At 41.0% G+C, this 25,168-nt stretch carries 25 protein-coding genes and 2 pseudogenes; 20 read left to right on the top strand and 7 right to left on the bottom strand.

The features are described 5' to 3' along the window. The first annotated feature begins 35 nt into the window (after positions 1-35). From M1F05_RS08060 to M1F05_RS08140, 18 genes and pseudogenes are all read left to right on the top strand, one after another. A complete protein-coding gene (locus M1F05_RS08060) occupies positions 36-383 on the top strand; it encodes a DUF2190 family protein (protein WP_318826030.1) in 348 nt (115 codons plus the stop codon). A 3-nt stretch (positions 384-386) separates the two neighbouring features. After that, positions 387-683 (top strand): ATP-binding protein, encoded by a 297-nt coding sequence (locus M1F05_RS08065; protein ID WP_318826031.1) that lies wholly within the window; start codon positions 387-389, stop codon positions 681-683. Then, positions 661-1,224 carry a phage tail protein gene (locus tag M1F05_RS08070; RefSeq protein WP_318826032.1) on the top strand — a complete coding sequence of 188 codons (564 nt, stop codon included), beginning with the start codon at positions 661-663 and terminating at the stop codon, positions 1,222-1,224. The genes M1F05_RS08065 and M1F05_RS08070 overlap by 23 nt, the downstream gene beginning before the upstream one ends. Continuing rightward, complete coding sequence (gene gpU, locus M1F05_RS08075; RefSeq protein WP_318826033.1) at positions 1,224-1,622, top strand: phage tail terminator protein; 399 nt, start codon at positions 1,224-1,226, stop codon at positions 1,620-1,622. Before M1F05_RS08070 ends, gpU begins: the two co-directional genes overlap by 1 nt. Before the next feature lie 11 nt (positions 1,623-1,633). Continuing rightward, positions 1,634-2,146: a phage tail tube protein gene (locus M1F05_RS08080; RefSeq protein WP_412990649.1), complete on the top strand. Its 513-nt coding sequence runs from the start codon at positions 1,634-1,636 to the stop codon at positions 2,144-2,146. A 71-nt stretch (positions 2,147-2,217) separates the two neighbouring features. Then, positions 2,218-2,604, top strand: a complete 387-nt coding sequence (gene gpG, locus M1F05_RS08085) for a phage tail assembly chaperone G (RefSeq protein WP_318826034.1) — start codon at positions 2,218-2,220, stop codon at positions 2,602-2,604. Positions 2,605-2,627: 23 nt separating this feature from the next. Beyond that, positions 2,628-2,942, top strand: a complete 315-nt coding sequence (locus M1F05_RS08090) for a phage tail assembly protein T (protein WP_318826035.1) — start codon at positions 2,628-2,630, stop codon at positions 2,940-2,942. After that, on the top strand, positions 2,917-5,913 hold the full coding sequence (locus M1F05_RS08095) for a phage tail tape measure protein (RefSeq protein ID WP_318826036.1): 2,997 nt from the start codon (positions 2,917-2,919) through the stop codon (positions 5,911-5,913). The genes M1F05_RS08090 and M1F05_RS08095 overlap by 26 nt, the downstream gene beginning before the upstream one ends. A gap of 44 nt (positions 5,914-5,957) precedes the next feature. Beyond that, on the top strand, positions 5,958-6,287 hold the full coding sequence (locus tag M1F05_RS08100) for a phage tail protein (RefSeq protein ID WP_318826037.1): 330 nt from the start codon (positions 5,958-5,960) through the stop codon (positions 6,285-6,287). A 288-nt stretch (positions 6,288-6,575) separates the two neighbouring features. Then, a pseudogene (locus tag M1F05_RS22755) lies at positions 6,576-6,678 on the top strand (zinc ribbon domain-containing protein); the annotation flags it as partial. A 312-nt stretch (positions 6,679-6,990) separates the two neighbouring features. Next, positions 6,991-7,689 (top strand): phage minor tail protein L, encoded by a 699-nt coding sequence (locus M1F05_RS08110; RefSeq protein WP_318826039.1) that lies wholly within the window; start codon positions 6,991-6,993, stop codon positions 7,687-7,689. 2 nt (positions 7,690-7,691) lie between these two features. Next, a complete protein-coding gene (locus tag M1F05_RS08115; RefSeq protein WP_412990679.1) occupies positions 7,692-8,426 on the top strand; it encodes a C40 family peptidase in 735 nt (244 codons plus the stop codon). Beyond that, positions 8,330-8,986, top strand: coding sequence for a tail assembly protein (locus tag M1F05_RS08120; RefSeq protein WP_318826041.1), 657 nt, complete (start codon positions 8,330-8,332; stop codon positions 8,984-8,986). Before M1F05_RS08115 ends, M1F05_RS08120 begins: the two co-directional genes overlap by 97 nt. A gap of 2 nt (positions 8,987-8,988) precedes the next feature. Beyond that, positions 8,989-11,475: pseudogene (locus M1F05_RS22760) on the top strand (host specificity protein J); the annotation flags it as partial. A gap of 1,503 nt (positions 11,476-12,978) precedes the next feature. Continuing rightward, on the top strand, positions 12,979-13,677 hold the full coding sequence (locus tag M1F05_RS22765; protein ID WP_412990680.1) for a DUF1983 domain-containing protein: 699 nt from the start codon (positions 12,979-12,981) through the stop codon (positions 13,675-13,677). A gap of 16 nt (positions 13,678-13,693) precedes the next feature. Next, the gene (locus M1F05_RS08130; RefSeq protein WP_318826043.1) at positions 13,694-14,017 is read left to right on the top strand and encodes a hypothetical protein; all 324 of its coding nucleotides are present in this window, start codon (positions 13,694-13,696) and stop codon (positions 14,015-14,017) included. Further along, positions 14,017-14,688, top strand: coding sequence for a hypothetical protein (locus M1F05_RS08135; protein ID WP_318826044.1), 672 nt, complete (start codon positions 14,017-14,019; stop codon positions 14,686-14,688). Before M1F05_RS08130 ends, M1F05_RS08135 begins: the two co-directional genes overlap by 1 nt. A gap of 77 nt (positions 14,689-14,765) precedes the next feature. Continuing rightward, the gene (locus tag M1F05_RS08140) at positions 14,766-16,241 is read left to right on the top strand and encodes a hypothetical protein (protein ID WP_318826045.1); all 1,476 of its coding nucleotides are present in this window, start codon (positions 14,766-14,768) and stop codon (positions 16,239-16,241) included. An 18-nt stretch (positions 16,242-16,259) separates the two neighbouring features. Here the strand turns inward: M1F05_RS08140 and M1F05_RS08145 are convergent, their stop codons facing one another. Both M1F05_RS08145 and M1F05_RS08150 read right to left on the bottom strand, forming a co-directional pair. Further along, a complete protein-coding gene (locus tag M1F05_RS08145) occupies positions 16,260-16,472 on the bottom strand; it encodes a helix-turn-helix transcriptional regulator (RefSeq protein ID WP_318826046.1) in 213 nt (70 codons plus the stop codon). Between the two features lie 850 nt (positions 16,473-17,322). Next, positions 17,323-17,637 (bottom strand): hypothetical protein, encoded by a 315-nt coding sequence (locus M1F05_RS08150; RefSeq protein ID WP_206083986.1) that lies wholly within the window; start codon positions 17,635-17,637, stop codon positions 17,323-17,325. A 274-nt stretch (positions 17,638-17,911) separates the two neighbouring features. Here M1F05_RS08150 and M1F05_RS08155 point away from each other — a divergent pair, with 274 nt between their 5' ends. After that, the gene (locus M1F05_RS08155) at positions 17,912-18,916 is read left to right on the top strand and encodes a luciferase-like monooxygenase (protein WP_206083987.1); all 1,005 of its coding nucleotides are present in this window, start codon (positions 17,912-17,914) and stop codon (positions 18,914-18,916) included. Positions 18,917-19,009: 93 nt separating this feature from the next. On the opposite strand, the gene M1F05_RS08160 is transcribed toward M1F05_RS08155, so the two are convergent. From M1F05_RS08160 to hxpB, 4 genes are all read right to left on the bottom strand, one after another. Next, positions 19,010-19,396, bottom strand: a complete 387-nt coding sequence (locus tag M1F05_RS08160) for a YkgJ family cysteine cluster protein (RefSeq protein ID WP_206083988.1) — start codon at positions 19,394-19,396, stop codon at positions 19,010-19,012. 249 nt (positions 19,397-19,645) lie between these two features. After that, positions 19,646-21,037 carry an L-cystine transporter gene (locus M1F05_RS08165; RefSeq protein ID WP_206083989.1) on the bottom strand — a complete coding sequence of 464 codons (1,392 nt, stop codon included), beginning with the start codon at positions 21,035-21,037 and terminating at the stop codon, positions 19,646-19,648. Between the two features lie 180 nt (positions 21,038-21,217). Continuing rightward, positions 21,218-21,793 (bottom strand): metal-dependent hydrolase, encoded by a 576-nt coding sequence (locus M1F05_RS08170; RefSeq protein ID WP_206083990.1) that lies wholly within the window; start codon positions 21,791-21,793, stop codon positions 21,218-21,220. A gap of 191 nt (positions 21,794-21,984) precedes the next feature. Further along, entirely contained in the window at positions 21,985-22,650 is a 666-nt protein-coding gene (gene hxpB / locus M1F05_RS08175; protein WP_206083991.1) for a hexitol phosphatase HxpB, read from the bottom strand. A 365-nt stretch (positions 22,651-23,015) separates the two neighbouring features. Between hxpB and M1F05_RS08180 the strand changes: the two genes are divergently transcribed. After that, the gene (locus tag M1F05_RS08180; RefSeq protein WP_206083992.1) at positions 23,016-23,555 is read left to right on the top strand and encodes a YniB family protein; all 540 of its coding nucleotides are present in this window, start codon (positions 23,016-23,018) and stop codon (positions 23,553-23,555) included. Positions 23,556-24,068: 513 nt separating this feature from the next. Here M1F05_RS08180 and M1F05_RS08185 read toward each other — a convergent pair. After that, the gene (locus tag M1F05_RS08185) at positions 24,069-24,935 is read right to left on the bottom strand and encodes a fructosamine kinase family protein (protein ID WP_206083993.1); all 867 of its coding nucleotides are present in this window, start codon (positions 24,933-24,935) and stop codon (positions 24,069-24,071) included. Between the last annotated feature and the right edge of the window lie 233 nt (positions 24,936-25,168).

Here is a 25,168-nt window from a genome sequence, read left to right on the forward strand (position 1 = left end):
TAAAATCTGGTTCTTCGGGGCCAGAAGGAGAAGTTATGGCTAAGAATTATCAACAACAAGGGTTAACTGTTGAAATTAAAAATGCAGGTACAACCGCTATTCTCAGTGGTGATTTGGTCATGGTAGGCGCTCTAGCTTGTATTGCTGCAACGAATATTGAACCAGGCGAGACTGGTGATGGCTTTGCCGAAGGTGTTTATTTATTGAAGAAAAAAGCAGGTGTTGCTTTAACGGCTGGACAAGCGGTGACAGGTGATAAAGGGATTGTTGCTGACAAAGGCGGCGTTCCCGTTGGTATTACATGGGAAGCGGCTGAAGCGGGCGCGGAATTAGTGCCCGTAAAACTTAATATTTTTCCAGCGACAGCTGCAGCAGGCGGTTAATTTATGAGTGCGTTTGAACGGTTAACAGATCGACTGGACGCACTCACCACTAAACGAATGGGAAAGCCTATATCTATTAACGGTATAGACCACATCGGGGTAGATTCTCACTTTTTACCTGAATTTGGCCCCGTCACAGGGGATGGGCTTTCTTATGTCATTTTTTCAGCGGGATACCAACCCAGAAAAAACGATAAAGTGGTTGCTGGTGGGCGCTCTTATCTGGTCACTCGCTATCAACAATTTAATGGTAAATGGATGATTTTTATTGAGGGCGATGATGATGAAGGGGAAGGATGAAGCCATTCGAAATCTCAACCTCATCGTTGAGAAAGTAACTCCGATTGCAACGGCGCAGGCGATAAACCGAATCGCGACGAGAGCAATTAGCCGCAGTGTTAAGGACGTTTCCCGAGAAACAAAAATCCCACAAAAAATAATCCGCAAGCGTGTGCGACTTAAGAGAGCAAGTTCAAAACAAGGCATAGCCAAAGCCAGAATAACCGTTAACCGAGGGAATTTACCTGCAATTGTTCTAGGCACAGCAAGAGTGCAACTTTCACGAAGTCGAGGTATTGAAAGGCGACACAACAGTGTTTTGAAAGTCGGTAAATTTACTTTTCATGGTGCGTTTATTCAGCAACTTAATAATGGCCGCTGGCACGTCATGCAACGGGTTGGGAAAAGCCGATATCCGATTGAAGTTGTGAAAATTCCGTTAGCAAAGCCGCTAACGGATGCTTTTGAGGAGCACGTTATTAAAGTTCGTGATGCAGATATTGATAAAGAAATGCGGTATGCCTTGAACAACCAGTTACGGCTTTATTTTAAGGGGGGATAGTGATTTCGCATACCAAGATCCGTGAGTTAGTGATTGAGGGGCTTAAGAAAAGCATCCCGAAATTATCAACTTATGATGGGCGACCCGTTAACTTTGATGAAAATGAATTGCCTGTTGTTGCGGTTTATTTAACCGAACCTCGCCCAGATCCAAAGTACCTTGATAGCAACCAATGGACTGCCATTCTTCATATTGAGCTGTTTTTAAAAGCAGCAAAAACCGATTCTGATTTAGATAAATGGGTAGATGAAAAGATATACCCTGCAATCAAAAGTATGACCAACTTAGGTGATGTTTTAACCGATATGACACCAAAAGGGTTTGATTACGATCGTGATGATGAAATGGCGTTATGGGCTTCGGTTGATATCACTTACCGAATTGAATATGAAATGTAAGGAATTTTACGATGGCAAAAGTACCAAATCCACTGGAGCCCACAAAAGGGGCTGGCACAACACTTTGGGTCTATACTGGAACGGATGACCCCACTAAGGATCCGTATCTTGAAACGGATTTTACTCGATTAGCTAAAATCAAATCACTAGAGCCTGGAGAAATTACTGCAGCAAGTGAAGATGATAGCTATCTCGATGACCCTAACGGTGACTGGGAAAACACGACTCAGGGTGAAAAATCCTCGGGAGAAACCAGCGTTACTCTTGCTTGGTTACCAGGTGAGGAAGGGCAAAAAGACCTTGTTGAATGGTTTGATGAGGGGGTACCGCGCTTTTACAAAATTCTGTACCCAAATGGTACGCTTGATTTATTTAAGGGCTGGATTAGCGGCCTAGGTAAATCAATCCCAATCAAAGAAACCATGACACGAACAGTGAAGATTAAGAACACTGGGCGACCAACCATGGCAGAAGAAATCCCCCCAAAACCAACGGGTAAAACGGTTACTCAACCAAAAGAGTAATAAATATTTTAAATCAATAAGATAGCCACATTGCTTGTGGCTTTTTTTGTATCCAATAAAAGGGTAATACTATGTTTTTAAAGAAAAAAGACTTATCTATCGGTGACGTAAATATTGTTCTTTTTGAGTTGACCGCATTGCAACGTACTGAATATTTTGAACTTTTAGTTCAGCAAGAGAGCGAACTTGGAAACCTTGAAGGGCATGCGCGAGGTGCAAAAGTAAGTCGTCATGGTGTTGAGCAGTTGGCATGGATAGTTTCGCGCTCTATCTGGAATGCTGACAGAAATCGTGATGTTGAAACTGTTTATCATGAAATTCTTGATAACTGGGGAGATTCAGCACTAAAAAGTGCGTTTGATATTGTCTCTAAATTAAGTGGAATGAAAGACGAAGATAGTGATTCAGGTGCGGGCTCCGATCAAGAAAAGCAAGAAGCTGAACCAATGGAAAAGTAGTTGCGCGTGAACGGGTGTTTGCTTTGCGACTTGCGCGTGAATTTAGACGTCCTGATTGGCGACGAATGCTAGATGAAATCAGCGCTTCCGAGTATGGCGATTGGACAGACCATTTCAGCAAAGTGCCGTTCACGCCACAACTCATTGATGCTGAGTTCGCTGCCTTACAAAAAACCGTATTTCAAACCATGTTTGGTGGTGATACAAAATTAACCGACTTTATGCTGCTAACTGACATTGAGTCAGATGATAGCGAAATGTCAGATGAAGCTATTCAGTTAGCGAGTGAAGGAATATCCGGGGGAGTGCGGTATGAGCCAGCAAATAGCAGATCTTGAGATTAAGATTGGTGCAAATACCACAGAATTTTTTGAAAAATCAGGTCGAGTAGAGCGAGAGCTAGAGAAGAAGGCGCAGGATGACATACGATTCGCAAAAATAGTCCAAAACGCACTTGACAGGATTGATAAAAGAAAATCAGAGAAACTTAGAAGTCAATCCAATCAAACAAAGCTACTCGAAAATGAGGCTATGTCGGCAAAGCAGAGAGCCCTTGATTCACTGCAGGAGCTTCAAAAAGAAACGGCTAAATTTTCTAGTTTACATATTAAAACTATCTCTGAATTAGAGAAAAAAAATAACGAAGTATTTACATTCCTGCCAGATCTTACTGGGCAATACTCTACTCAACTTGATCACCTCGAAAGGCAAAAAGCGTCACTCAACGAGATAATAGCCCTGCGCCACAGAATTGAAAAATCGTTTAAAGATGGCGCAATTACACTTAATGATAATACAGCCTTACAATCAAGAGCTATTGCTATATCAAGAGAGCTTGAACGGGCAGAAAGTAACGCCACTCAAGCCAAGCAACGTTTTATTAATAAACTGAAAGAGCAAGTTACTCAGCAAAACTTGTCACGTACTGAAATGCTTCGCCTACAAGCAGCTCAGTTGGGTGTTTCAAGTTCGGCAGATGTTTACATTCGCAAACTCGAAAAGCAAAACGTAGCGTTAAAAGGTGTAACGATTAGTTCTGGACAGTATCGGCAAGCCATGCGACAGCTGCCAATGCAAATGACCGATATTGTCACTTCTTTGGCTTCTGGCATGCCGCCGTGGTTAGTCGCAGTTCAGCAGGGAGGGCAAATTAAAGACTCTTTTGGTGGGTTTGGTAATTCACTGAAAGCGATCACATCTTTAATCACACCATGGAAAGTGGCCATGTTTGGTGGTGCTGGTGCATTAACGGCCTTTGGCGTTGCGGCATATCAGGGATCCAAAGAGCTAAGCGAATATAATAAACAACTTATTCTAACTGGAAATTACGCAGCTAAAACCAAAGGCCAACTCAATGAATTGGCAAAGTCGCTTTCGGGTGATGGTATCACGCAGTACAAGATGGCTGATGCGCTAGCACAAGTTGTTGGTTCTGGTTCGTTTACTGGCTCACAAGTAGACATGGTGGCTGGTGTTGCTGCAAAAATGGAAAAGGCCACAGGGCAATCTATCGATGAAACTATCAAGCAATTTCAGCGACTCAAAGATCAGCCTGTTCAAGCGGTCATGGAATTGGATAAATCCCTTCATTTTTTAACAGCAACTCAACTTGAACAAATAACAACACTTGATGAGCAGGGGCGAACATCTGATGCCGCTAAAATCGCCATGGAATCCTATGCTAATTCAATGAGAGATAGGACATCTCAAATTGTTGAAAACTTAGGTTTCTTAGAATCTGCTTGGGCAGGCGTTAAAGATATGGCAGGGAGTGCATGGGATGCCATGCTTGATTTAGGTAGAGCTAAAACGCTTGATCAGCAAATAAGGGAATATGAAGAAAAGCTTGTGGATTTTCAGATAAACCCTGCATCGAAAGGTATTCATTTCAACAAAACAGGGCAAACGGCTGATGACTTAAGATATGAGCTTCTCGCATTAAAGGAAAAGAAATTCCAGCAAGATATAGAGAGTGCGAGAAAAATATCTGAAAAAAATGAGGAAGAGATCCTAAAGCGCAACCTTAATCTGCAAAATTACTATGCAAATAGGTTCTCATCAAGAGAAACGGAGCGAAAAAAGGAATTAGCTAAACTAGAGCTTGATAGAAAAATATTAGGAGAGGAAAAATATCAGGAGTACAAAGCGGAAATCGAAAGAAAGTATGCAGATCGAAAAGTGCCGAAAACACCGAAAGGTAAGGCATTTCACCCTGATATGGGTACTCGGCAAGATGAGTCGGCACAAGCTGAAGTAACCTCTCTTCAGGCTCAGCTAAGGCTTCTTGAACAGCATTCTTCAGCAACAGATTTTCTTAGTCAGCAACGTAAGAATTTACAGCTTGAACAGGCTAAGTTTGAAATTCTTGAGGAGGCCAGCAAAACTCGTAAATTATCCCTTGATGAACAATCTTTATTAAAAAATAAAGAAAGCATTTTAGCTAATAAGGCAAAGCTAGCTGATTTGGGTGACCAAATTTCAAAGCAAGAACATCTTAATAAATTGCAAGATCAGGCTGATAAATACGTCAAGCAGCAAGAAGCACGGCAAAAGGCCATTGCTGATTCACTGGGTAAATCGTCTTTAGAGCTTCAGCGAGCACTCGAAATAGAGCAATTACGATCAACTTATGGCAATACCCCGCAGTGGGAAAAAGTTGAGGGGGTGAAATTAGATACATTTGCTCAGGAAGATTCAGCAAAAAAAGATTGGATTGCTGGAATGAAAACTGCCTGGGGTGATTACCGTGATGTGGCCTTGGATGTTAACACTCAAATTCAAAATGCGACTTCGTCGACATTAAATGGACTTAGCTCAACTCTTTCTAGTGCGCTGGTTGATGCTCAAGCAAACTTCAAAGATTTTACAAAATCAATCCTGAAAATGTTGGCTGAAATTGCTATCAAAATGAGCGCGGTTAAAGGGCTTGAAGCTTTTGGTTTTGGTGGTTTAACCGCTAATGCAAATGGCGGCGTGTATAACTCTCCTGGTCTTAGTGCTTATAGTGGGCAAATTGTTTCACAGCCAACTTTATTCCCGTTTGCTCGTGGTGCTGGATTAATGGGAGAAGCGGGGCCAGAGGCAATATTACCTTTACGCCGAGGCATTGATGGGAAGTTAGGTGTTGTTGCTGCTAGCGGTCGTTCTGGAGGTGAGGTAAATCAGACTTTCCAGATTAACATTCAAAATGATTCTGGCAACGGAGAAATTGGACCTAATGCAGTTAAACAAATTTTGAATTTAGTGGAGCAAAAAACCAAGCAAGTTATGACGAAAGAGCGTCGTGATGGTGGTTCGTTTTCTGCGTAACATAATATGAAGCCCTCTTTTGAGGGCTGAATAGCGGAGGTTTAATGGAAATTTTCAACTGGCCTATTAAACCAGGGATGGGAACCGAATCTTCACCCCGCGTGAGAACCGTTCGTTTTGGTGATGGGTATGAACAACGCAAGCCTGACGGGTTAAATTCACAACTCGAAAAATTTAATGTGAATTTGTCTCTAACACCTGAAAAAGCTAATGGGGCGTTAGATTTTTTGAAGCGTCATGGCGGAGTGAAATCATTTTTATTTCAACCAACTAAAAGCCAGCCTGCGGTTGTGGTTGTTTGTAAAAAATGGTCTTCAGATAGCGGCAATATCCGTAAAACAATAAGTGCGGAATTTGAGCAGGTGACTTTCTAAGGCTTGATCGCTTTCTCTTTTGTTTCAATACGCTAATATAATGAAAAATTATCTTGGCTAGAGGTTGTTATGAAAGGATTTGGAATATTTCTTTTGGTTATTGGCATAATTGGTGCCATAGCTTCTTTTGCAATGGATGTTACCGTAGCAACAGAATATGGGCGACGGGTCAACAATATAGGGCTAATGTCAGCTAGGCAAAATTTTATACTCATAAGTTGTTTTATAATCCTTTGTGGTTTGTTAATGGTTTTATTTGGTGGCAGAAAAAGTACCAAAGTAAATAATATGGACATTAATGCGGATCAGGTGTTACATATAAAATGCCCTTATTGTGCTGAATTGATTAAACCAGAAGCTATTAAGTGCAAGCATTGCGGAAGTGATATTTCAGTAAAAAATGTCAATGTAAATACAGGCAGTTCTTTTGTATTCGATAATAAAAAACTACTTATAAAAATTAAAGATGGTTATTTAATTGATGACAATGCTGTTGTGGAGCTAATTGCCTTAATTAAAAAAAATATCCTGACTCTACGGATTTAATAAAGGATAGTGAATGTGATGTGAGAGATATAAAACTCAACATCCCTCAGGTCGCTCATGAATCATTTAATCGTAAGTTTAATTATCTAATTAATAAATAGAAAATATAGCATATTAATAATAACCACCTTCGGGTGGTTTTTTATGGGTAAAATAAATGCATAACATCCCACCAGAATTACTTATCGCAACAACGAAGCTTGAAGCCGAAGCTGAAGTTATACTCTATGAAATAGACCTAACAAATATAGGTGGAATTCGATATCGATTCCATAACGGTACCAATGAGTCATCAGGGCCAGTTATTTGGCAAGGCCAAGAATATGAACCTTACCCTATTATGGGCGATGGCTTTGATTTAAACGGCAAAGGCCCATCAACACGCCCAACTATTTCATTGTCTAATTTGTTTGGCCTAATTTTTGGTATCGCTAGCCGCCTAAACTCAGGGGTAGGGGGCACTGTTATTCGTCGTAAAACAACAGCACAATTCCTCGATTCAGCCAATTTTGCTGGTGGCAATGACAACGCGGATCCAACGCAAGAGCAAGTTAGCCGATGGGTCATAGAACAATTAACCAGTCTTAACGCTGAAACCGCCACATGGGAACTTGCCGCACCAACTGAAACAGATGGTGCCACTTTTCCAGCTCGAGTTATTCTTTCGGACGTGTGTAATTTTGGCTATCGCTCTGAAGAGTGCGGCTATAAAGGTGCGCCCGTTGCTGATGAGCTAGGTAACCCAACACAAGACCCCAGCAAAGATAAATGTGGTAAGCGTTTATCTGACTGCAAGCTAAGAAATAACACACATCGAATCGGATGCTTCCTCTCCTCGTCTCGCCTCAGTCAATAAGGATCACCATGTTAGAACAAACTATTTTGGAACATGCAAAACGCATGGTGCCACAGGAGTCGTGTGGCCTTGTGATTATTCAAAACGGTATCGAGACTTATATTCCTTGTGAAAACCAACATATCGACCCTGAAAATCATTTTTCAATTGCGGTTGAAAACTACATTCAAGCAAGCCAAATAGGCGAAGTTATCGCGATTGTTCATAGTCATCCCGATGGTAATCCCTATTTAAGCCCAGCGGATAGAGCGCATCAATTAAAAACAAATTTACCATGGTGGCTGGTATGCGAAAGCAAAATCACCAAATTTGAATGCGTACCAAAGTTATTGGGCCGCCAGTTCATTCACGGTGGTACAGATTGCTATGGCTTATTCCGTGACGCATACCATCTTGCTGGTTACTCATTACCAGACTTTGAGCGTGAAGATAATTGGTGGCGGCAAGGGAAAGAGCTCTATTTAGATAACTTAGCGGGAAATGGCTTTAAGCAAGTTAAAAGAGATATCCAGCCTGGCGATATTATTTTGTGTTGCTATGCCAGTTCCCGTGCAAATCACGCCGCAATCTACTTAGGGGAACAGACCATTTTACATCATGTCCCGAATCAACTGAGCAAGCGAGAGGTTTATAACGAAAGATGGCAACGAATGACTCACTCAATCTGGCGTTACCGCAACTGGCAACCATCCGATTTTATGGGGATCTGCAACGATTTGGACGTCGATTCGATTTAAATATTAATACCGCTGCAGAAGGGCTTCATGCTTTATTTCTTCAAATTCCCAATCTTAAACAACAATTCCGTGATGGCTGGTACCAAATTCGTATTAGCGGCTCTGATGTTGATCCCAACGAATTGCATCAGCGTGTCCATGAGCCATTGATGGCAAATGCGGTAATTCACATCGTTCCGCGTATTGAGGGTGCAAAAACAGGTGGTGCATTTCAGTTTATTGCAGGCGCTGCTGTTTTAGCGATCGGATGGTGGAACCCAGCAGGTTGGAGTTTTGGCGCATCAATGATGTTAGCGGGTGGCGCAATGATGATCGGCGGTGTCGCTCAAATGTTAACACCGATACCTAAGCCTGCCAATTTATCGCGCTCTGAAGAGGAAAAGGGGAACACGTACTTCAGCAACCTTGAAAACGCAGTCGCACAGGGGATGGCTGTACCTGTTGCCTATGGTGAAATTATGTGTGGTTCAAGGGTGATTTCACAAGCAATTGAAATCATGGATGACGGCGATGCAAAAGATATTGATGTGGGTAAACACGGTGGTAGTGGGGAGACTTAATCATGGGTAAAAATGGAGGAAAGCAACGTACTCCGTATGAAGCACCTAACGATTTAACATCAAGGCAAAAATTATCAATTATTGATTTAGTTTGTGAGGGGCCGATTGAGGGGCCAGTGGGAGATTTAAAAGGGGTTTATCTCAATAATACTCCTGTTATTGATTCCTCTGGCAACAGTAATGTGAATGGCATGACTGCTCAATGGGTATCAGGCACATTAGAACAACCAGCCTTAGAGGGGTTTTCATCCTCATCAAGTGAAACTCCTGTGGGGATTGAAATCAAAAAAAGCACACCCGTTACTCGTACAATAACTTCACGAAATATTGATCGCTTACGGTTAACGTTTGGCACCCAAGCGCTGGTTGAAGTTAAAGATAATGGGGATCGTGTAGGTACATCGGTTGAGTTACAAATTCAGGTGCAACGTAATGGGGCGTGGGTAACAGAAAAAAATGTCACTATCCGTGGCAAACGGAGCAATTCCCCATATCTAATGGCTGTCGTCATTGATAAGTTACCGCCTCCACCTTTCGGTATTCGTATGGTTCGCCTAACGCCAGATAGCAATAGCGATAAATTGCAAAATAACACTATTTGGTCAAGTTACACCGAAATCACAGATATCAACCAAACTTATCCAGGCTCAGCAGTCGTGGGATTAACGTTTGAAAGTGAGCAGTTTGGGAATCAACATCCCACTCGAAACTACCTAATAAGGGCGCGAATTGTTCAGGTGCCTGATAATTATGATCCAGAGACTAGGACATATAAAGGTATCTGGAGTGGGGCTTTTAAGCCTGCTTATACAAATAATATGGCTTGGGTTTTGTATGACGTACTAATGGATAAGCGTTCTGGACTTGGTAAAAAGCTTAAATATTCAGAAGTGGATAAGTTTGCGCTTTATGTCATCGGTCAACATTGTGACCAATTGGTGCCCGATGGTTTTGGTAATAAAGAGCCTCGAGTAACTTGCAATGCTTATATGACTGATATTCGTAAGGCTTATGATTATTTCAGTGATATGTGTTCGATGATGCGTATTATGCCTGTGCGGAATGGGCTGCAAATGACATTTGTTCAAGACCGCCCTAGTGATGTTGTTTGGCCTTACACAAATGCCAATGTGGTCAATGGTCGTTTTCATTATAGCTTCAGTCCATTAAAAGCCCGTCATACCGTTATTGAAGTGCGTTTTATTGATCCGCAGAACGGGTGGAAAACCAGTGTTGAGCAAATTTCTGATGATGCATTGGTTGCTCAGTTTGGCCTTAACGTGCTTCGAGTTGATGCTTTTGGCTGCACAAGCCGTGGGCAAGCGCGACGTTATGGTTTATGGATATTATTGACGGAGAAGTTAGAGACTCAAACCGTTGAATTTGAAGTGGGCGCAGAAGGGTTACGACATACTCCTGGCGATATCATTGAAATTATGGACAACGACTGGGTGGGTGGAGAGGATCCTATTGGCGGCAGACTCATTGCCCTCGATGTCACTCAAAAGATTTTAACCCTTGATAGAGAAGTGACAAAACCTAAGTCTGGTACCGCTTTTATTTCGTTAATGAATGCCACTGGACGTTATGAACGCGTAAAAGTGACAGGGTACTTGGGTAACCATCAAATTAAGGTTGAATCAGTCCCAAAAGGTGTTGCCATAAAATCGGTATGGGGTATTAGTCAGCCTGATTTGGCTCGTCGCTTATTTAGGGCGATTACAATTTCCGATAAAGGCGATGGCACCTATGGTGTTATTGCAGTTCAGCATGTCCCCGAAAAAGAGGCCATTGTTGATCAGGGCGTAAAATTTGAGCCGTTACCCGATACGCCATTGGGTGGCTACATTCCTCCGATTGAAAACCTTTCGGTTGAAGTCAGTGCGGATAGTGATAATTGGCAAGTAGAAGCTAACTGGACAACCGCAACAGCGGTTCGTGGTGTTGATTTTATTCTCAAATTAACCCAAGCAGGGCGTATTGTTGGTACCGCTAAAACCCAAGAAAACCGTTATCGAATGGGAAACCTACCACAGGGTAACTACCTACTTTCCGTTGCACCGCAAAATAAAGATGGGCAAAAGGGAGAGCAATCCTCTGTTTCATTTGATATCAACCCACCCCCACCGCCGTCTTATATCGATGTTGAACCAGGCTTTTTCAGCTTAGGAATTATTCCCCATGTTGGTGGGCAAAATGCTCTGCGCCTGCAGTATGAGTTTTGGTTTTCCGAAAAGCAGATCGCCAATATCAATGAAGTTGAGCTATTAGCTGAATACCTTGGCAATGGCACGATGTGGGTTATTCAGGGAAGAAAGCTTAAAGCTGGCCAGACATATTATGTTTATGTCAGAACCGTAAACCCTGTAGGCAAATCGCAGTTTGTTGAAGCTAACGGAAAGCCAGAGGATCGGGCTGATGAAATATTGGAAGTTATTGGCGATAAGTTTCTCAGCACTGAAGCTGGTAAACGAATGGAATCTCAAATTGAAGATATTGCACTCGAACAGCTTGAAATTAAGCATGAGCTTGTTGATATCGACAGTAAAACAATTGAACTCGATAACAAGGTATTAAATCTTAATACCGATTTAGCAATCGTTAATGAAACCGCATTGCAAAATCAAATTTATGCAACGAAATTGAGTTATGAATTCAAGCGCGAGACAGTCAGAACCGAAGGGAAAATATTCCGACTTGAAGAAGTTAATGCACAGCAAGATGCTGCAGCAGCGCGTTTTCAAGAGCAAATCAGTGCTAGAGTGGATTACAACACTTCTGCGATTCTTCGCGTTGAACATGCCCAAGTCACGCTTGAAGAAGCCACAGCGGAGAAAATCAACCAAGTAACAGCGGAAGTTGACGCAGCCAAAGGGCGTATCACAACGGTTGAGAAAACCACTGCAACACTGGAAAAAGCACAGGCCGAGTTCAAGCAAACCACAATTGCAGAATTTGGTGACATTTACGGTGCGATCACCCGCATGGAAATTGCGAACACCAACAAGGAAATCGCCCAAGCTGAAACGGCTATGCAGACTATTGCTAGCTTTAGCAAAATGACTGACCGTTTGCGCACTTCAGAAGCTAGCATTTTACGGAATGAAAAAGCGATTGCGACAGCTGACAAAGCGATAGCGGAAACGGGTGTTCAGCTTAAAGCGCATATTGATGATACTGCTGCAAATATCACTGAAATCAAAAAGGTTCAGGTTGAACAAGACAAGGCACTCGCACAAACCCGAGAGCAGCTCACAGCGGATATTAAAGCGGGTGATGACAAACTGAAGGGGGATATTGATAAACAGGGGCGCGAGCTGTCGGATGTGAGTAGTGTTGTTGATTCTCAAAAAACGGCTATTGCTGATTTAGAAAAAACGGCAACAGAAACGCAAGAAAATCAGCAAAGTATCTATGAAGAAATGCATGCTAACTTTGCACAGGTACGCAAAACTCAAGCGGATCAAGCATCGTCACAGGCTGAGGCGATTTCTCAAACTACTGCTGAAGTCAGCAAGGCACGCAATGACAATCGTAAAATCAAATCGCAGGTTCAGCGTAATGAAAAAGCGATTGCAGACAATGAAAGGGCTCAAGCGGTATTAGAAGAAAAAGTCTCTGCGCAATATGATGAAATGGAAGCGGCATTTGTGCGTGTCACAGAGTCAATCGCTGAAAAAGACAAGGCACAAACCCAGCACACAGAGCAAACCCGTGCGGAGTTACAGAAAAACATTGATGAGAAAGGCCAGCAAATCGATGAACAAGGAAAGGTCATTGATAAGCAAGGCAAAGACCTTTCTGAGGTTAGTTCAGCGGTGACTAAAAACACTAACGCGATAGCTGACACTAATAAAACCGTTGCAGAAAATGAGGAGAAAACAAGCAGTCGCTTTGAGGGTAACGAAGCTGACATTGCTCATATGCAGAAAACAGAAACAGACAAAGAGTCTTCACAAGCTGAAACCCTTTCACAGTTAGCTGTTCAGTATATGAAGCAGGGCAAAGATGCCCGTTTAATTAAAGCCAGTATTATTGAAACCAACAAGCTTATTGCAACTAATGAAGTGGCCCATGCTGAAAAGTTCTTACAGCTAAATGCGCAGTATGAACAAAGCAATGCTCGCTTTACTCGTATTGAAAAAGCAATTTCAGATAATGAAAAAGCTCAGGCCAGCACTAACGAGACAATTCAATCTGAAATTAAGGATACCAAGGCGGCAATTGAACGACGCGCCGAAACCTCAGTTGATCATAAGGGAAATGCATCATCGGTATTCAGCATTAAATCAGCGGTTATGCTCAATGGCCAGTATTATGAAGCACAAATGATGATCGGTGCCACAGTCAAAAGTGGCAAGGTTGTCACACAAATTGGTTTCAGTGCAGATACCTTTGGTATTTTCAATCCTGCAAGCGGAAAGTTAGAACCCGTATTTTTTGTCGAAAACGGACAGGTATTTATCAATGAAGCGTTTATCAACAAGGCTACAATCGAAAAAATCATTGTGGGCACGGATATGCGTTCTAAAAATTATGTTCCCAATAAGTCGGGGGTTCGGTTGGATATGGTCAACGGCACGTTTGAGATGAACTCAAATAGTGCTGGCAGTCGCATGAACTTAGACGGAACAGGCTTTCGTCTCTATGACGAAAAAGGGAGGATCCGAATAGAAATAGCTTTAGTTTAATATCAAAGAGGTTTGAATGAAAAAGCCTGTTATTAATATTTATCACGACTCTGGTGTTGTCGATAATATTATCGATTCATTTTGTTATGTTATTCATTCTCAGCGTGTCGATTTTAAGAATAATAGCATCACAATTGATGATAAATATTTGCAAGGCGGTGAAAAGATAATCGCAATAGCCAGTACAACCCCTCGGGGAGTCATTCCCAATAATAGCTATCCCACAGTGACCAATATTAAAGTGACTGGAAATAAGATTTCATGGGAATATAAATCAGGTCGTGGAATATCCAGTTCCACGATCCCTGTTATTACGATATTTAAACTAGTAGGCCAATAATGAAACCAAGAATAGCAATAAATGGTGCTGAATTGGGATTATTAACGTCGAATACATATGTGTTAGAAAAAATAATCAATATGCTTGAAGATGGTATTGTGAGTGACCCCCGCTATCCAAATTTACGATATTATTCTTTTATACCGAACTTTCCTGAGCTATGGGATAGTTATATCTTTTTTCATAGAGATGCCAGACGTAATTTTGACGGAAAGTATGGGGGTGGGATAGCTTACCCAATCCCGCTGTCAGATAAGAACATTTCATTTACATGCGGTGATAGTATTAATGTTTATGCATACAGACCAATTCAAGAAAGCGATATTGATTTAAAACTGAAATTTAATATTTACAATGAAGAAGGGAAATTATTTTATTCAGCTTCAAAGTTACCACTGAGAATAAAAACTGTACTTACTGATGTGCCTAAAATAGGTTTTGATGGTGTTGTTGAGCCTGTTTTTGGGTATGAAAACTGCATGGTTATGTCTCAAGTTACGGGTGTTGATGAAGCTAGTTTTTTCAGTATTGGATATGGATACGGAATAACAAATGATGGAGTTATAAATCGAGCGGCATTCTTCGCGCAGTACGGTGGTGGTGAATCATATGATAATGACCAAGGTTGCATTGTTGCTTATGCCCCAGATGCATTACCGCGCTGGAAATAATTTTTAATTATCACGACTCAACAAATAGGCCGCTTTATTGCGGTTTTTTTACGTCCAAATTTCGGAGAATAAATTCTATGTATAATATCGGTACCGTTAGCACTACAGCAAATAGTCCAAAAATAACAGGGACAGGCACACGTTGGAAGGATAACAGCACACTTGTCTCAGTCGGACAACTTGTGTTGATTGAAAATGGGGCAACTCTAATCATCAACTGCATTGATTCGATTGAAAGTAACACAGCTTTAACGCTGGGCTTTCCCGTGCCAGTAAAACTGACTAATGTTAAATATAGAATTCTAACAACAATGATTGACTCTATTTCTGACGGAGTTAATAAAGCGACAGCACAAGTCATTGCTAGTGAGATATTCACTGATATTTTCACGGAGTTGATGACTGGAACGGGCACTATTGAATTTGAGTTACCTAATGGCCAGAAAGTTAAGCTTCGTACGGTTGCAGAAATAGATAAGCAGCTAGATGGTAAGGTTGATAAAAAAGGCGGGACTTTAACGGGCGGGCTAGTTCTTCCATCTGTCACAGTATTGCGTGACGGCGTTAATAATCGATTAAATTTATATCCATCAACTGCTGATGGTGATGATTCATTGGCATTTTTTCAGTACAACACCGTCGGGGGGGCGTGGGGGGGAAGGCTTGAAATCCCAAGGGTAGCGGCAGGATCTACAGCTAAATTACTGCAATTTGGTGATTTTGGGATTGGTAAAAGCACAGGTGTCACACTTGCACAAAATGGGGTTGTCGTTTCTGATTATCGTATAAATGGGCCAGCATACTGCTATGGTGGTGCCACTTCAGATAGTTATAACAAAGGTAATCACACGCTATTTAATATTTTTGCTCACTCAACAGGTAACTATGGCGCACAATTTGGTTTCGCTATCGGTGGTAAAAGTGACTTTGGTTTCCGAATGATAAATAACAACGCGGTTCTTGATTGGTGCACGATTTATCATACGGGAAATACAACTAAAGACTCAAATGGTAACTTAAAAGCAGCATCACCGATTATCAAAGTTTTTTCTGACCACATAGAACTTAACGAAGAATCCGAGGGCGTCGAGCTCGAAAAGCTCGAAACGGGTCGCTATAAACTCAAAGGCACACTTGGCATGCACTCAGATGCATCATGGGGAGGCATCCATGGCGGCATTGTTATTCCCGATGGTATTAATCGCCTCCCGTTGATTTGGGGTGATTTCGAAGTACTAGAAGACGGTGACATTATCATTGAATCTCGCTTCCGCGACCATCAACTGCCACCTCCATTAACAGCCAAACGCTTAGAAACGTACCCTGAATTTAAAGGGCTTAATGACTATGATTTATGCGACATTCCTAACGGTCACTGGGTTGATGTTCGTGTAAACATGCCTAGCAACTCTATCTACAATCAAAAGCAAGCTGAAGCTGAGAGACTCGCTAAGATAGAAGCAGAGCGATTAGCGCAAGAAGAAGCTAAACGTGTAGCAGAGGAAGCGGAAAGGGCTGAGCAGGAAGCTGCGGAACAGATGGAAAAACAATAAGCCGCATAATTGCGGCAATTAAGAATTATGCAAAGATAGCAAGCTACTCACCTCTAAGTCGAGTAGTTTTGCTATCGATAGTAAATCGTCTATATATAGAGAGTTAGTGCCGTTTTCACATTGAGTATATTCATACTCTGAAATTGTTAGTGATCTAACTATTTCGTCTGTTGAAATACCTTTGGCTAGCCGAGTTGTTTTAATAAATTCACCAACTGTTTTATTTGACATTATGCTTCCTGTTTTCGGATTTTATCGCTGCGTTGTTGATATGTACATTAAAAAAATCGAATATCGACTCTCTTTTTTGTATATTTATTGTTGATTTATCAATTAGTTGAATTAATGAAAGTATAAATGCATTTACAGAAATATCCATGTTTTCTATCTTTGTTTTGTAGAAAACATAAATGCGTGATTGTTCTGTGTGTGATGGCTCTCTGTTTTCGTTGATACAATTGAGCGCTAATAAAATAAGCTGAGTTTTGTTCATAAATCCCCCGATTAAGTGTGGGGGCGAATTTTAAACAGTCAGGCTAGGGCAGGATATCAATATTGGTCGGATTTATGTTGGAAATGAAATATCAAGGAATTAATACCCATAAAAATTCGGTTATATTCCTCAGGTTACACAGTCACAAACAATCATGCGCTATCACACTATGTCAATCTAAATGTGTACATAGTGGTGTACATGGCATCTAGTTTAAGGTGGTTTTATTTTTGTAGTTATATGATTAATAATAAATTTTAATTAGTTGGTGATATTTCAATTCATAATAGCCCATGATAAGCTCCTGCGTTTAAATGGAAAACTAAATATCTAAATAAGGAAATAAGCAGAAAAAACGTTCCACTTAAAATAAGATTAGCTGTTGTTAGGTATTATTACTAGTGAGGGGACAGTATTTAAGAGAAACTATAAAAAAAGCCCCTGATAAACAGAGGCAATCGTAGGATATATAGAACTCTTTATTGTCCTTTCAGCATATCGGTATCTTATTGATTATGCTATTTGGTTATGCTTATCAATAAAAAAGGTTTTACCGATACCATTAACAAGGTTAATCAATACTACCCTTTACTGCGCTGTGGGGGCGTTAGCAGGTTTTGGCACAGGTGTGTTATTCGTAGTAAATTCAGGGACCTCCATTACAGTAACTTTTACAACATAGCGTTTGCCATCTTCAATTTTAGGCGCATTATTCGCCAATTTTTTCACTGTTTCATTTGGCGTCGTGGTTTGTTCAGCTACGCTGTACACCATATTATGATGATTACCCATATGTGGGCGTTGCATGTTGTTATTCCCACCATTGCCCATATTCGCTGCGGTTGCTGCAAAACCCACTGACATTAACGCTAAAGCGAATAAACCTGCATTTAATTTTTTCATTTCAATTTCCTCATCTGGTTGATGAAACCATCATTCACGAAAATTTTTCGTAGCTCAATCGCTTTTACCTCCCTTGACTGAAGCTTCATAATTACTGCACTTTTTATGCATGCTTAATTCATAATTTAGTAAAAACAGTGGGTTAGTAGACTAAAGTTTACATTTTTATTCCAGTTGTGCTAATGAGGATTTCTATTGTGGAGGCTAAGGACGCAATAGACTAGGATGGTAAGTTAGGTTCAATATCACCATAATCCTAACAAAGTGAGCGTATATGTCAGATAAAAAAATCCCTCTTTCTTTGCTCGATCTTGCTCCAATAACTGAAGGATCAACGGCAAAAGAGGCTTTTTCCCATTCTCTTGACCTTGCTAAATTAGCAGAAAAACTGGGGTATCATCGTTATTGGCTTGCTGAGCACCATAATATGACTGGGATTGCCAGTGCAGCGACATCGGTACTCATTGGCTATTTAGCTGCGAATACGCAATTGTTACGGTTAGGTTCGGGAGGAATCATGCTACCGAATCATTCACCTTTAGTGATTGCCGAGCAGTTTGGTACGCTTAATACACTCTACCCAGAACGTATTGATTTAGGGATAGGGCGTGCACCAGGGAGTAACCAGCAAACGATGCAGGCTCTGCGCCGCCATATGAGCACGGATCTTGACAGTTTCCCACAAGATATTGCCCAGATAGTCAATTGGTTTGATGCGACTAATCCTGACCCAGGAGTTCGCCCTGTTCCTGGTTTTGGTGAAAAAATCCCTGTTTGGTTATTAGGATCAAGCCTTTATAGCGCGACACTTGCTGCAAAATTAGGCTTACCTTTTGCATTTGCCTCCCATTTTGCCCCTGATTTGCTATTGCAAGCATTAGAGGTTTACCGCACTAATTTCCAGCCATCGGCAAGGCTAGCAAAACCTTATGCGATGGTGTGTATTAATATCATTGCGGCAGATACACAGCGTGAGGCCGAATTCTTATTTACCTCGATGCAGCAAGCTTTTGTTATGCTGCGTCGTGGGCAGACCTCCCAATTACCACCACCCGTTGAAAACATGGCTAATATTTGGTCTCCAGCTGAAGAATATGGTGTTCAGCAAGCACTTGGGATGTCATTGGTTGGGGATAAATCCAAAGTTCGACATGGCTTAGAAACAATTTTACGGCAAACACAAGCGGATGAAATCATGGTGAATGGGCAAATTTTTGATCATCAATCGCGCCTATATTCGTTTGAACTGGCGATGCAAGTTATGAATGAATTGATCTAATTTATTTGAAAGGACGATATTTGCAGGGAAGCAATTGTTTGATTTAAAAATGAATCAAAAGATAACCCAGAAAAACTCTGGGTCATTGACGGGTTAGCAAGCGATTTGTGGATGATGTGGTTCAAGGGGAGGTAGCCCATGAGCTGCACGTGCACGGTCGCATGCCTCATTATAGATACCATCTTGCCAAGATTGCTCAAATTCACGACAAGGCGTAGGCCGTTGTGCATAAATGGAGCAAGACACACATTCCCCTACCGTGCCTTGTAGCGCGCTACAGCGTGTATTTTGCTTTTGATTGGTGCCATGCATGCAGCTCATGAAAGGGGTGATTTGCTCGGTTAAATGTTGTGGAACAACGCCACCGCCACTTTCTGCCTCAGCCCAATAAAAAGAGACACGAAAATAGGCACAACAAGCACCGCAGCTTATACAAGGGTTCTCTGAAGGGTCGGTTTTTAGAATATGAATATTTGACATAACAAAACCAGATATTGATGTTGATAATATCCCCGTAGAATACGGGTTGACGCAACACAAGCAGGAAGCTCAAGAAAACGTTGCTCGAATTTTATTATCTTATGTAAATCCAGTGAATTGCAATGGTTTTTAGTGGAAAAGACTAGGTTAGATAGTTATTTTTGATTTAAATAAAATTAAACGGCAATTTACAGTCATAAAAAAACCTGCTGTGTCGGCAGGTTTTTCCAGTAAAAATAAGCTAAGAGACTAAACGTGTTTTAGTTCAGCATCATCATCTTGATTAAACACCGCTTTATCTGTTTCACCCATTAATTGACTAGTCACTGTTCCTGCTGTCATTGAGCCGCTGACGTTAAGGGCTGTACGGCCCATATCAATTAATGGTTCAACGGAAATCAACAGCGCAACTAAGGTTACTGGTAGGCCCATAGCAGGCAGGACGATTAATGCAGCAAACGTCGCACCACCACCCACACCAGCAACACCTGCTGAGCTCACAGTGACAATACCGACTAACGTTGCGATCCAAAGTGGGTCAAACGGGTTAATTCCCATGGTTGGAGCGACCATGACCGCTAACATTGCAGGGTAAATACCTGCACAACCGTTTTGGCCAATTGTTGCACCAAAAGATGCCGAGAAGCTTGCAATAGACTCAGGGATACCGAAACGGCGTGTTTGCGTTTCAATATTCAAAGGGATACTTGCAGCACTTGAACGGCTGGTAAAGGCGAATGTCAGAACAGGGCCAGCTTTCTTAAAGAATTTAATTGGATTTAAGCCAGTTGTTGCGACAAAAATACCGTGGACAACAAACATAATGCCGAGAGCGACGTAAGACGCAATAACAAAGGTGCCTAAGTTAATGATATCGTGAAGATTCGAGCTTGCGACTACTTTGATCATCAGGGCCATGACACCGTAAGGTGTTAAACGCATGACCAAACGAACTAATTTCATTGCCCAAGCTTGCATAACATCAATTGCCGCTAACGCTTTTTCACCGCGCTCTTTATCGTCTTTAAACAGTTGTAATGCAGCTACCCCTAAGAAGGCTGCAAAAATAACCACACTAATAATTGATGTCGGGTTTGCTCCAGTTAAATCCGCAAATGGATTTTTTGGAATAAACGATAAAATCAGTTGCGGTACGGTTAAATCAGAAACTTTACCAATATAGTTAGTTTCAATGGCGCTTAAACGTGCAGTTTCTGACTGACCTTGTACTAAGCCTTCTGCAGTCAGGCCAAACAGGTTGGCAATCAAAATACCGACTAGGGCTGCGATTGCGGTCGTTAACAGTAATGTTCCAATCGTTAAGAAACTAATTTTGCCCAAGGAAGACGCTTTGTGCAGTCTTGCAACAGCACTTAAGATAGATGCGAATACCAATGGCATAATCACCATTTGTAATAGCTGCACATAACCATTACCAACAATATTAAACCAAAGAATGGAGTCTTTTACTGTCTGGTGGCCGCTTCCGTAAACGAGATGCAGCACGACACCATAAGCGACACCAAAGACCAGACCGACTAACACTTTTTTAGACAGACTCCAGCCTTTTGCTCCCAGTTTTGCCAACAGTATCAGCAGTGCTACAAAGCCGAGCACATTAATAATTAGAGGAATATTCATTCCGAACTCCAAATCGTTTTTTATAAGGTATGTGACTAGCCCTTTAATCCTTATTGGTTATAAGGATTTAGTTGCTTCTAACAACTGGTTATATGATATCAACAGAGAAAACACATTTCTTATACTAAATAGTAATAAGATAGTATTATTCATGCTTACATTATATTACAAAACTGAAGATTATGTAGGGAAGCGTATATCTAGCTGATTTTGTATATATTTTATTACACTTTCTACCTGAGAATAAAAATCAAAGTGATACCCTGTAGGCAATAAGCAGGCACAAACCGTCAAAACGATTGCAATAAAACGTTCACTACGTTTGCTATTTTTGCCACGGATAATGGGAAAACAGAAACGTTGAGGTAATGGCCATAAAAATGGCACCCCTGACGGTGTTAGCATATCAGCGACTAAATGGCTCAAATAGCCTAATAAAAAAGCGTGAATGAGGTCATTAGGAATAGGCCATTGCACGGGGATCCACTGATAACATGAAAGCATTAATAACAACCATGCAAGTAAGCTATGAGTGAAACCGCGGTGACCACATAGCTTAGAAATGGGAAGTGAAAAAATACGTAGTAGCCGTCCAGGTAGAGAAGATGGATGATCAATATCGGGTAATAATGCACCTAATAACGCGCCTGGAACCAAGTGCAGCCAATCACCTTGAGCAAGCTCAGGGGTGACTTGGAGTTTATGGGCCATTATCAAAGAGGCGACGGAAAAAAGCAGATGCCCTTCAGCGGTCATGGTGGATAAAATACCATCTGTTTATCTATACAGTTAATTGGCAGTATAAAGTGTTTGAAAAGAATAAGATAGAGGAGACAAGGTAAAAAAACTCTTATTTATTAGCAAATAAGGAAAGGATTTAATATTTTTTGGTTATTCCCCTACCTAAGTCAGATAGGGGTGAACATAAATTACACACATGGCTATAACTAGCGTAAATGTTTTGATTCTAATTCATTTAGAGAGCTTAATTTAATATCCGCTAAACCAAAACGTGGATCATTAAAGTGTTTGCTATCTGGCACGACAATAGAGCGCATTCTCGCGGCTTTGGCTGAAATCATACCATTAAATGAATCTTCTAAAGATGCACAATGAATTGGTTTGGTTGATAGTGCAGAAGCAGCTTTCAGATAAACTTCAGGGTGTGGTTTACTCAATGGTAAGTCAGCCGCTGAAATGACAGCAGAAAAATAGTCGCGAATATCCAGCAGATTTAACACTTTTTCAAGCATATACAATGGTGATGCAGATGCCAGTGCAATTTTTAAATCCATTGAACGACACAGTTCCATAGCATGTTGTACACCAGGTAAAATAGGGCGGGTTTCTTCAACTAAGCCCACAACGCGGTCGATAATCCGTTGTTTGGCTTCTTGTTGGCTGCATCCATGCCAAGGTGAGGCTTGGTACCAAAGCTCAACAACATGGTCAATACGTAAACCCAAAGTATCAGGCAGAGTGTTGGCAATCGCAAGGTCAACGCCTAACTGTGAAAAGACCTCAAGTTCAGCTTGCTCCCAAAAAGGTTCCGAATCGATCAATAAACCATCCATATCAAAAATAACGGATTGGATGGGAAGGTTATGGTACATGTTAAAACTCCATTCATGTAAACCCTATTGCCAATAAGCTTTACCCTTGTGGCAGTAGGAATTAAGGGAACTTACCCAGCGATAATAGTATTTATTTACTAACTGACTATGATATCAGCAAACGAACAAATATTCGTATTAATTGAATGGGTGATTGTAACAACTCAACACTAAAGCGAATAGGCACAGATGGTGAAAGTTGTTTATCTAATGTGTTTTTAAAAATGTTTAAAGTTCTGAAAGTTATTACACAATCATCATTTTACAAGGTAAATTTGGAGGCATTTAATAATTTCGGCTATTATTATCCCTGAAAAGTCACCATGAAAATTTATCGAGAATAATAACTCTGAGGAAGAGCAGTAATGAATTACCACAATGCTAATTATGTCGCAATCGGCAAACGTATTCTGGGTTGGGTTGTTTTTCTGGTAGCTTTAATTTCGACGTTGGCGTCTTTAGTTAAACTCGCGGGGATGAAAGGGCTGACAGGTGAGGGGATCAACGCTGTTGCCAATGATTTTATTAAACTAATGGCGGAAATGACACGGCAAACCACACCATTTTTAAATTTCTTCTGGAATAATTCGCCTGTACCACAAGTTGCCAATGGTTTTTCAGGTAGCAACCTTGGCTTTATTCTTATCTTTATCTTTATTTTTGTTGGTTTGGCTCTCAGTGCATCAGGGCTAAGAATGTACCGACAAATTAAATTTATTCGCGAAAGCCTTGAAGATCATGTGATTTTGGAAAAAGCCAAAGGTATCGAGCTGTCCAAAGCAGAGCTGGAAGCAAACGTCACCATTCCAAGGCACACCATTTTTACCCAATTTTTTATTCTTTATTTCTGGCCAGTTGTACTTTTAATAGGGCTGTATTTTATCCTTAAATTACTTAACTGGTAATTTTCGTCATACTTCGAACTGTAGCGGTGTTGGCCTCACTCAGCTACTTGGGTCACATACTTGTGTATGCTCCCCAAGCTATCTTCGTTTGCCGCCTAGCTACAGTCCGAATTATTTAGAAAATACGTTTTTGTCATACTTCGAACTGTAGCGGTGTTGGCCTCACTCAGTATCTTAAGTCACATACTTGTGTATGCTCCTCATCCCCGTCATATTTCAAACCGCAGCGTTGTTGACTACGCTCATTCGCGCTAGTCACATACTTGTGTATGCTCCTAACGACTCATTCACTTGTCGCCTAGCTGCAGCTTGAACTATTTAGGGGATGGATCCCGCGTGTTATTCAAACCGCAGCGTTGTTGTCTGCACTCAGTTACCTTAGTCACATACTTGTGTATGCTCCCCAAGCTATCTTCGTTTGCCGCCTAGCTACAGTCCGAATTATTTAGAAAATACATTTTGGTCATACTTTGACCTGTAGCGATGTTGGCTTCACTTGCCTATTGTTCCTTTTTATTCCTTTAATAACAAATCAACTATCTTTTGGGCGTGCAGGTAGCTTTGCTCATTACCGAAAATATGGGCTTGATTAAGTAAATAATATAATTGGTAAATAGGCTGCCTATCTAAAAAGCCATTTGGCAGCGGCCAAACACTTTGGTAACCATCAATAATTTGAATGGGAATATTTTTATACAATGGCAACATCGCAATGTCGCATTCTCTATCACCCCAATAACACGCAGGATCATAAAGAACTCCATCGATTTGATGGGTAATGGCACAGTTAGCTGGCCATAAATCACCATGTAATAAAGAGGGTTGTGGTTGGTGACCTGTTAATTTATTTTTAACAATATCGACAATTCGCTGAATATCACCAAATACCATGCCTTTTTCAGAGGCTAATTGTAATTGTAAGCCAATGCGTTTTTCTGCAAAGAACGAATTCCAGCGTTTTTCCCAGCCATTTGGTTGAATAATAGTACTTAACATGGTGTCAAAATCAAAACCATAACTAGGCTGTTCTTCCCATTGGTGTAAACGGGCAAGCTGTTGACCAAAATGCCAAGCGTTGGTGGTATCAAACGGTTTTAAAGGGAAGTATTCAAGAAGAAGAAAACTATGGTGCTTATTACTCCCCACGCCATATACCTTGGGAACGGTGATTGTTTGGCTTTTGGCGAGCATTTCAAGCTGTTCAGCTTCTTGCTTAAACAAAGGTAGAAACTCACGTCGATTTTGTTTAACGAATACTGTGTGTTCGCCATAGTCGATTCTTAGCGTATGGTGAATATCACCACCAGAGAGAATGACTTTGTTACGCAGCTCCGCTTCACCTAAGTGTTCACTTAATAAACGACACATTGCTTGCCACATGACTCACCTCGCTCTGCTTTGGTCTTCATTAACACAATACTATAGCGGCAGTTTGGGAATTAACAGTGATAATTATTTAAAAAGAAGCACCTATCACGAAATAACCGTTTAAGAATTTTATTCATTAAAATAAATTATCACAAATTTAAAGATAGCTGTTTTTGAACAGATTGAGAATGTTCAGATATTTGTCTATTAAAGCGATATGCCAGCGCGTTCCTTGTTTTATTCAG

The organism is Providencia sp. PROV252, from assembly GCF_033676005.1.
GTDB classification, from domain to species: domain Bacteria; phylum Pseudomonadota; class Gammaproteobacteria; order Enterobacterales; family Enterobacteriaceae; genus Providencia; species Providencia vermicola.

Excerpts from the sequence above, each read along its gene's own strand:
- M1F05_RS08060 (WP_318826030.1), top strand. The coding sequence starts at position 36 with ATGGCTAAGAATTATCAACAACAAGGGTTAACTGTTGAAATTAAAAAT.
- M1F05_RS08065 (WP_318826031.1), top strand. The coding sequence starts at position 387 with ATGAGTGCGTTTGAACGGTTAACAGATCGACTGGACGCACTCACCACT.
- M1F05_RS08070 (WP_318826032.1), top strand. The coding sequence starts at position 661 with ATGATGATGAAGGGGAAGGATGAAGCCATTCGAAATCTCAACCTCATC.
- M1F05_RS08080 (WP_412990649.1), top strand. The coding sequence starts at position 1,634 with ATGGCAAAAGTACCAAATCCACTGGAGCCCACAAAAGGGGCTGGCACA.
- gpG (WP_318826034.1), top strand. The coding sequence starts at position 2,218 with ATGTTTTTAAAGAAAAAAGACTTATCTATCGGTGACGTAAATATTGTT.
- M1F05_RS08095 (WP_318826036.1), top strand. The coding sequence starts at position 2,917 with ATGAGCCAGCAAATAGCAGATCTTGAGATTAAGATTGGTGCAAATACC.
- M1F05_RS08100 (WP_318826037.1), top strand. The coding sequence starts at position 5,958 with ATGGAAATTTTCAACTGGCCTATTAAACCAGGGATGGGAACCGAATCT.
- M1F05_RS08110 (WP_318826039.1), top strand. The coding sequence starts at position 6,991 with ATGCATAACATCCCACCAGAATTACTTATCGCAACAACGAAGCTTGAA.
- M1F05_RS08120 (WP_318826041.1), top strand. The coding sequence starts at position 8,330 with ATGGCAACGAATGACTCACTCAATCTGGCGTTACCGCAACTGGCAACC.
- M1F05_RS22765 (WP_412990680.1), top strand. The coding sequence starts at position 12,979 with ATGAAGCAGGGCAAAGATGCCCGTTTAATTAAAGCCAGTATTATTGAA.
- M1F05_RS08130 (WP_318826043.1), top strand. The coding sequence starts at position 13,694 with ATGAAAAAGCCTGTTATTAATATTTATCACGACTCTGGTGTTGTCGAT.
- M1F05_RS08135 (WP_318826044.1), top strand. The coding sequence starts at position 14,017 with ATGAAACCAAGAATAGCAATAAATGGTGCTGAATTGGGATTATTAACG.
- M1F05_RS08140 (WP_318826045.1), top strand. The coding sequence starts at position 14,766 with ATGTATAATATCGGTACCGTTAGCACTACAGCAAATAGTCCAAAAATA.
- M1F05_RS08145 (WP_318826046.1), bottom strand. The coding sequence starts at position 16,472 with ATGTCAAATAAAACAGTTGGTGAATTTATTAAAACAACTCGGCTAGCC.
- M1F05_RS08150 (WP_206083986.1), bottom strand. The coding sequence starts at position 17,637 with ATGAAAAAATTAAATGCAGGTTTATTCGCTTTAGCGTTAATGTCAGTG.
- M1F05_RS08155 (WP_206083987.1), top strand. The coding sequence starts at position 17,912 with ATGTCAGATAAAAAAATCCCTCTTTCTTTGCTCGATCTTGCTCCAATA.
- M1F05_RS08160 (WP_206083988.1), bottom strand. The coding sequence starts at position 19,396 with ATGTCAAATATTCATATTCTAAAAACCGACCCTTCAGAGAACCCTTGT.
- M1F05_RS08165 (WP_206083989.1), bottom strand. The coding sequence starts at position 21,037 with ATGAATATTCCTCTAATTATTAATGTGCTCGGCTTTGTAGCACTGCTG.
- M1F05_RS08170 (WP_206083990.1), bottom strand. The coding sequence starts at position 21,793 with ATGACCGCTGAAGGGCATCTGCTTTTTTCCGTCGCCTCTTTGATAATG.
- hxpB (WP_206083991.1), bottom strand. The coding sequence starts at position 22,650 with ATGTACCATAACCTTCCCATCCAATCCGTTATTTTTGATATGGATGGT.
- M1F05_RS08180 (WP_206083992.1), top strand. The coding sequence starts at position 23,016 with ATGAATTACCACAATGCTAATTATGTCGCAATCGGCAAACGTATTCTG.
- M1F05_RS08185 (WP_206083993.1), bottom strand. The coding sequence starts at position 24,935 with ATGTGGCAAGCAATGTGTCGTTTATTAAGTGAACACTTAGGTGAAGCG.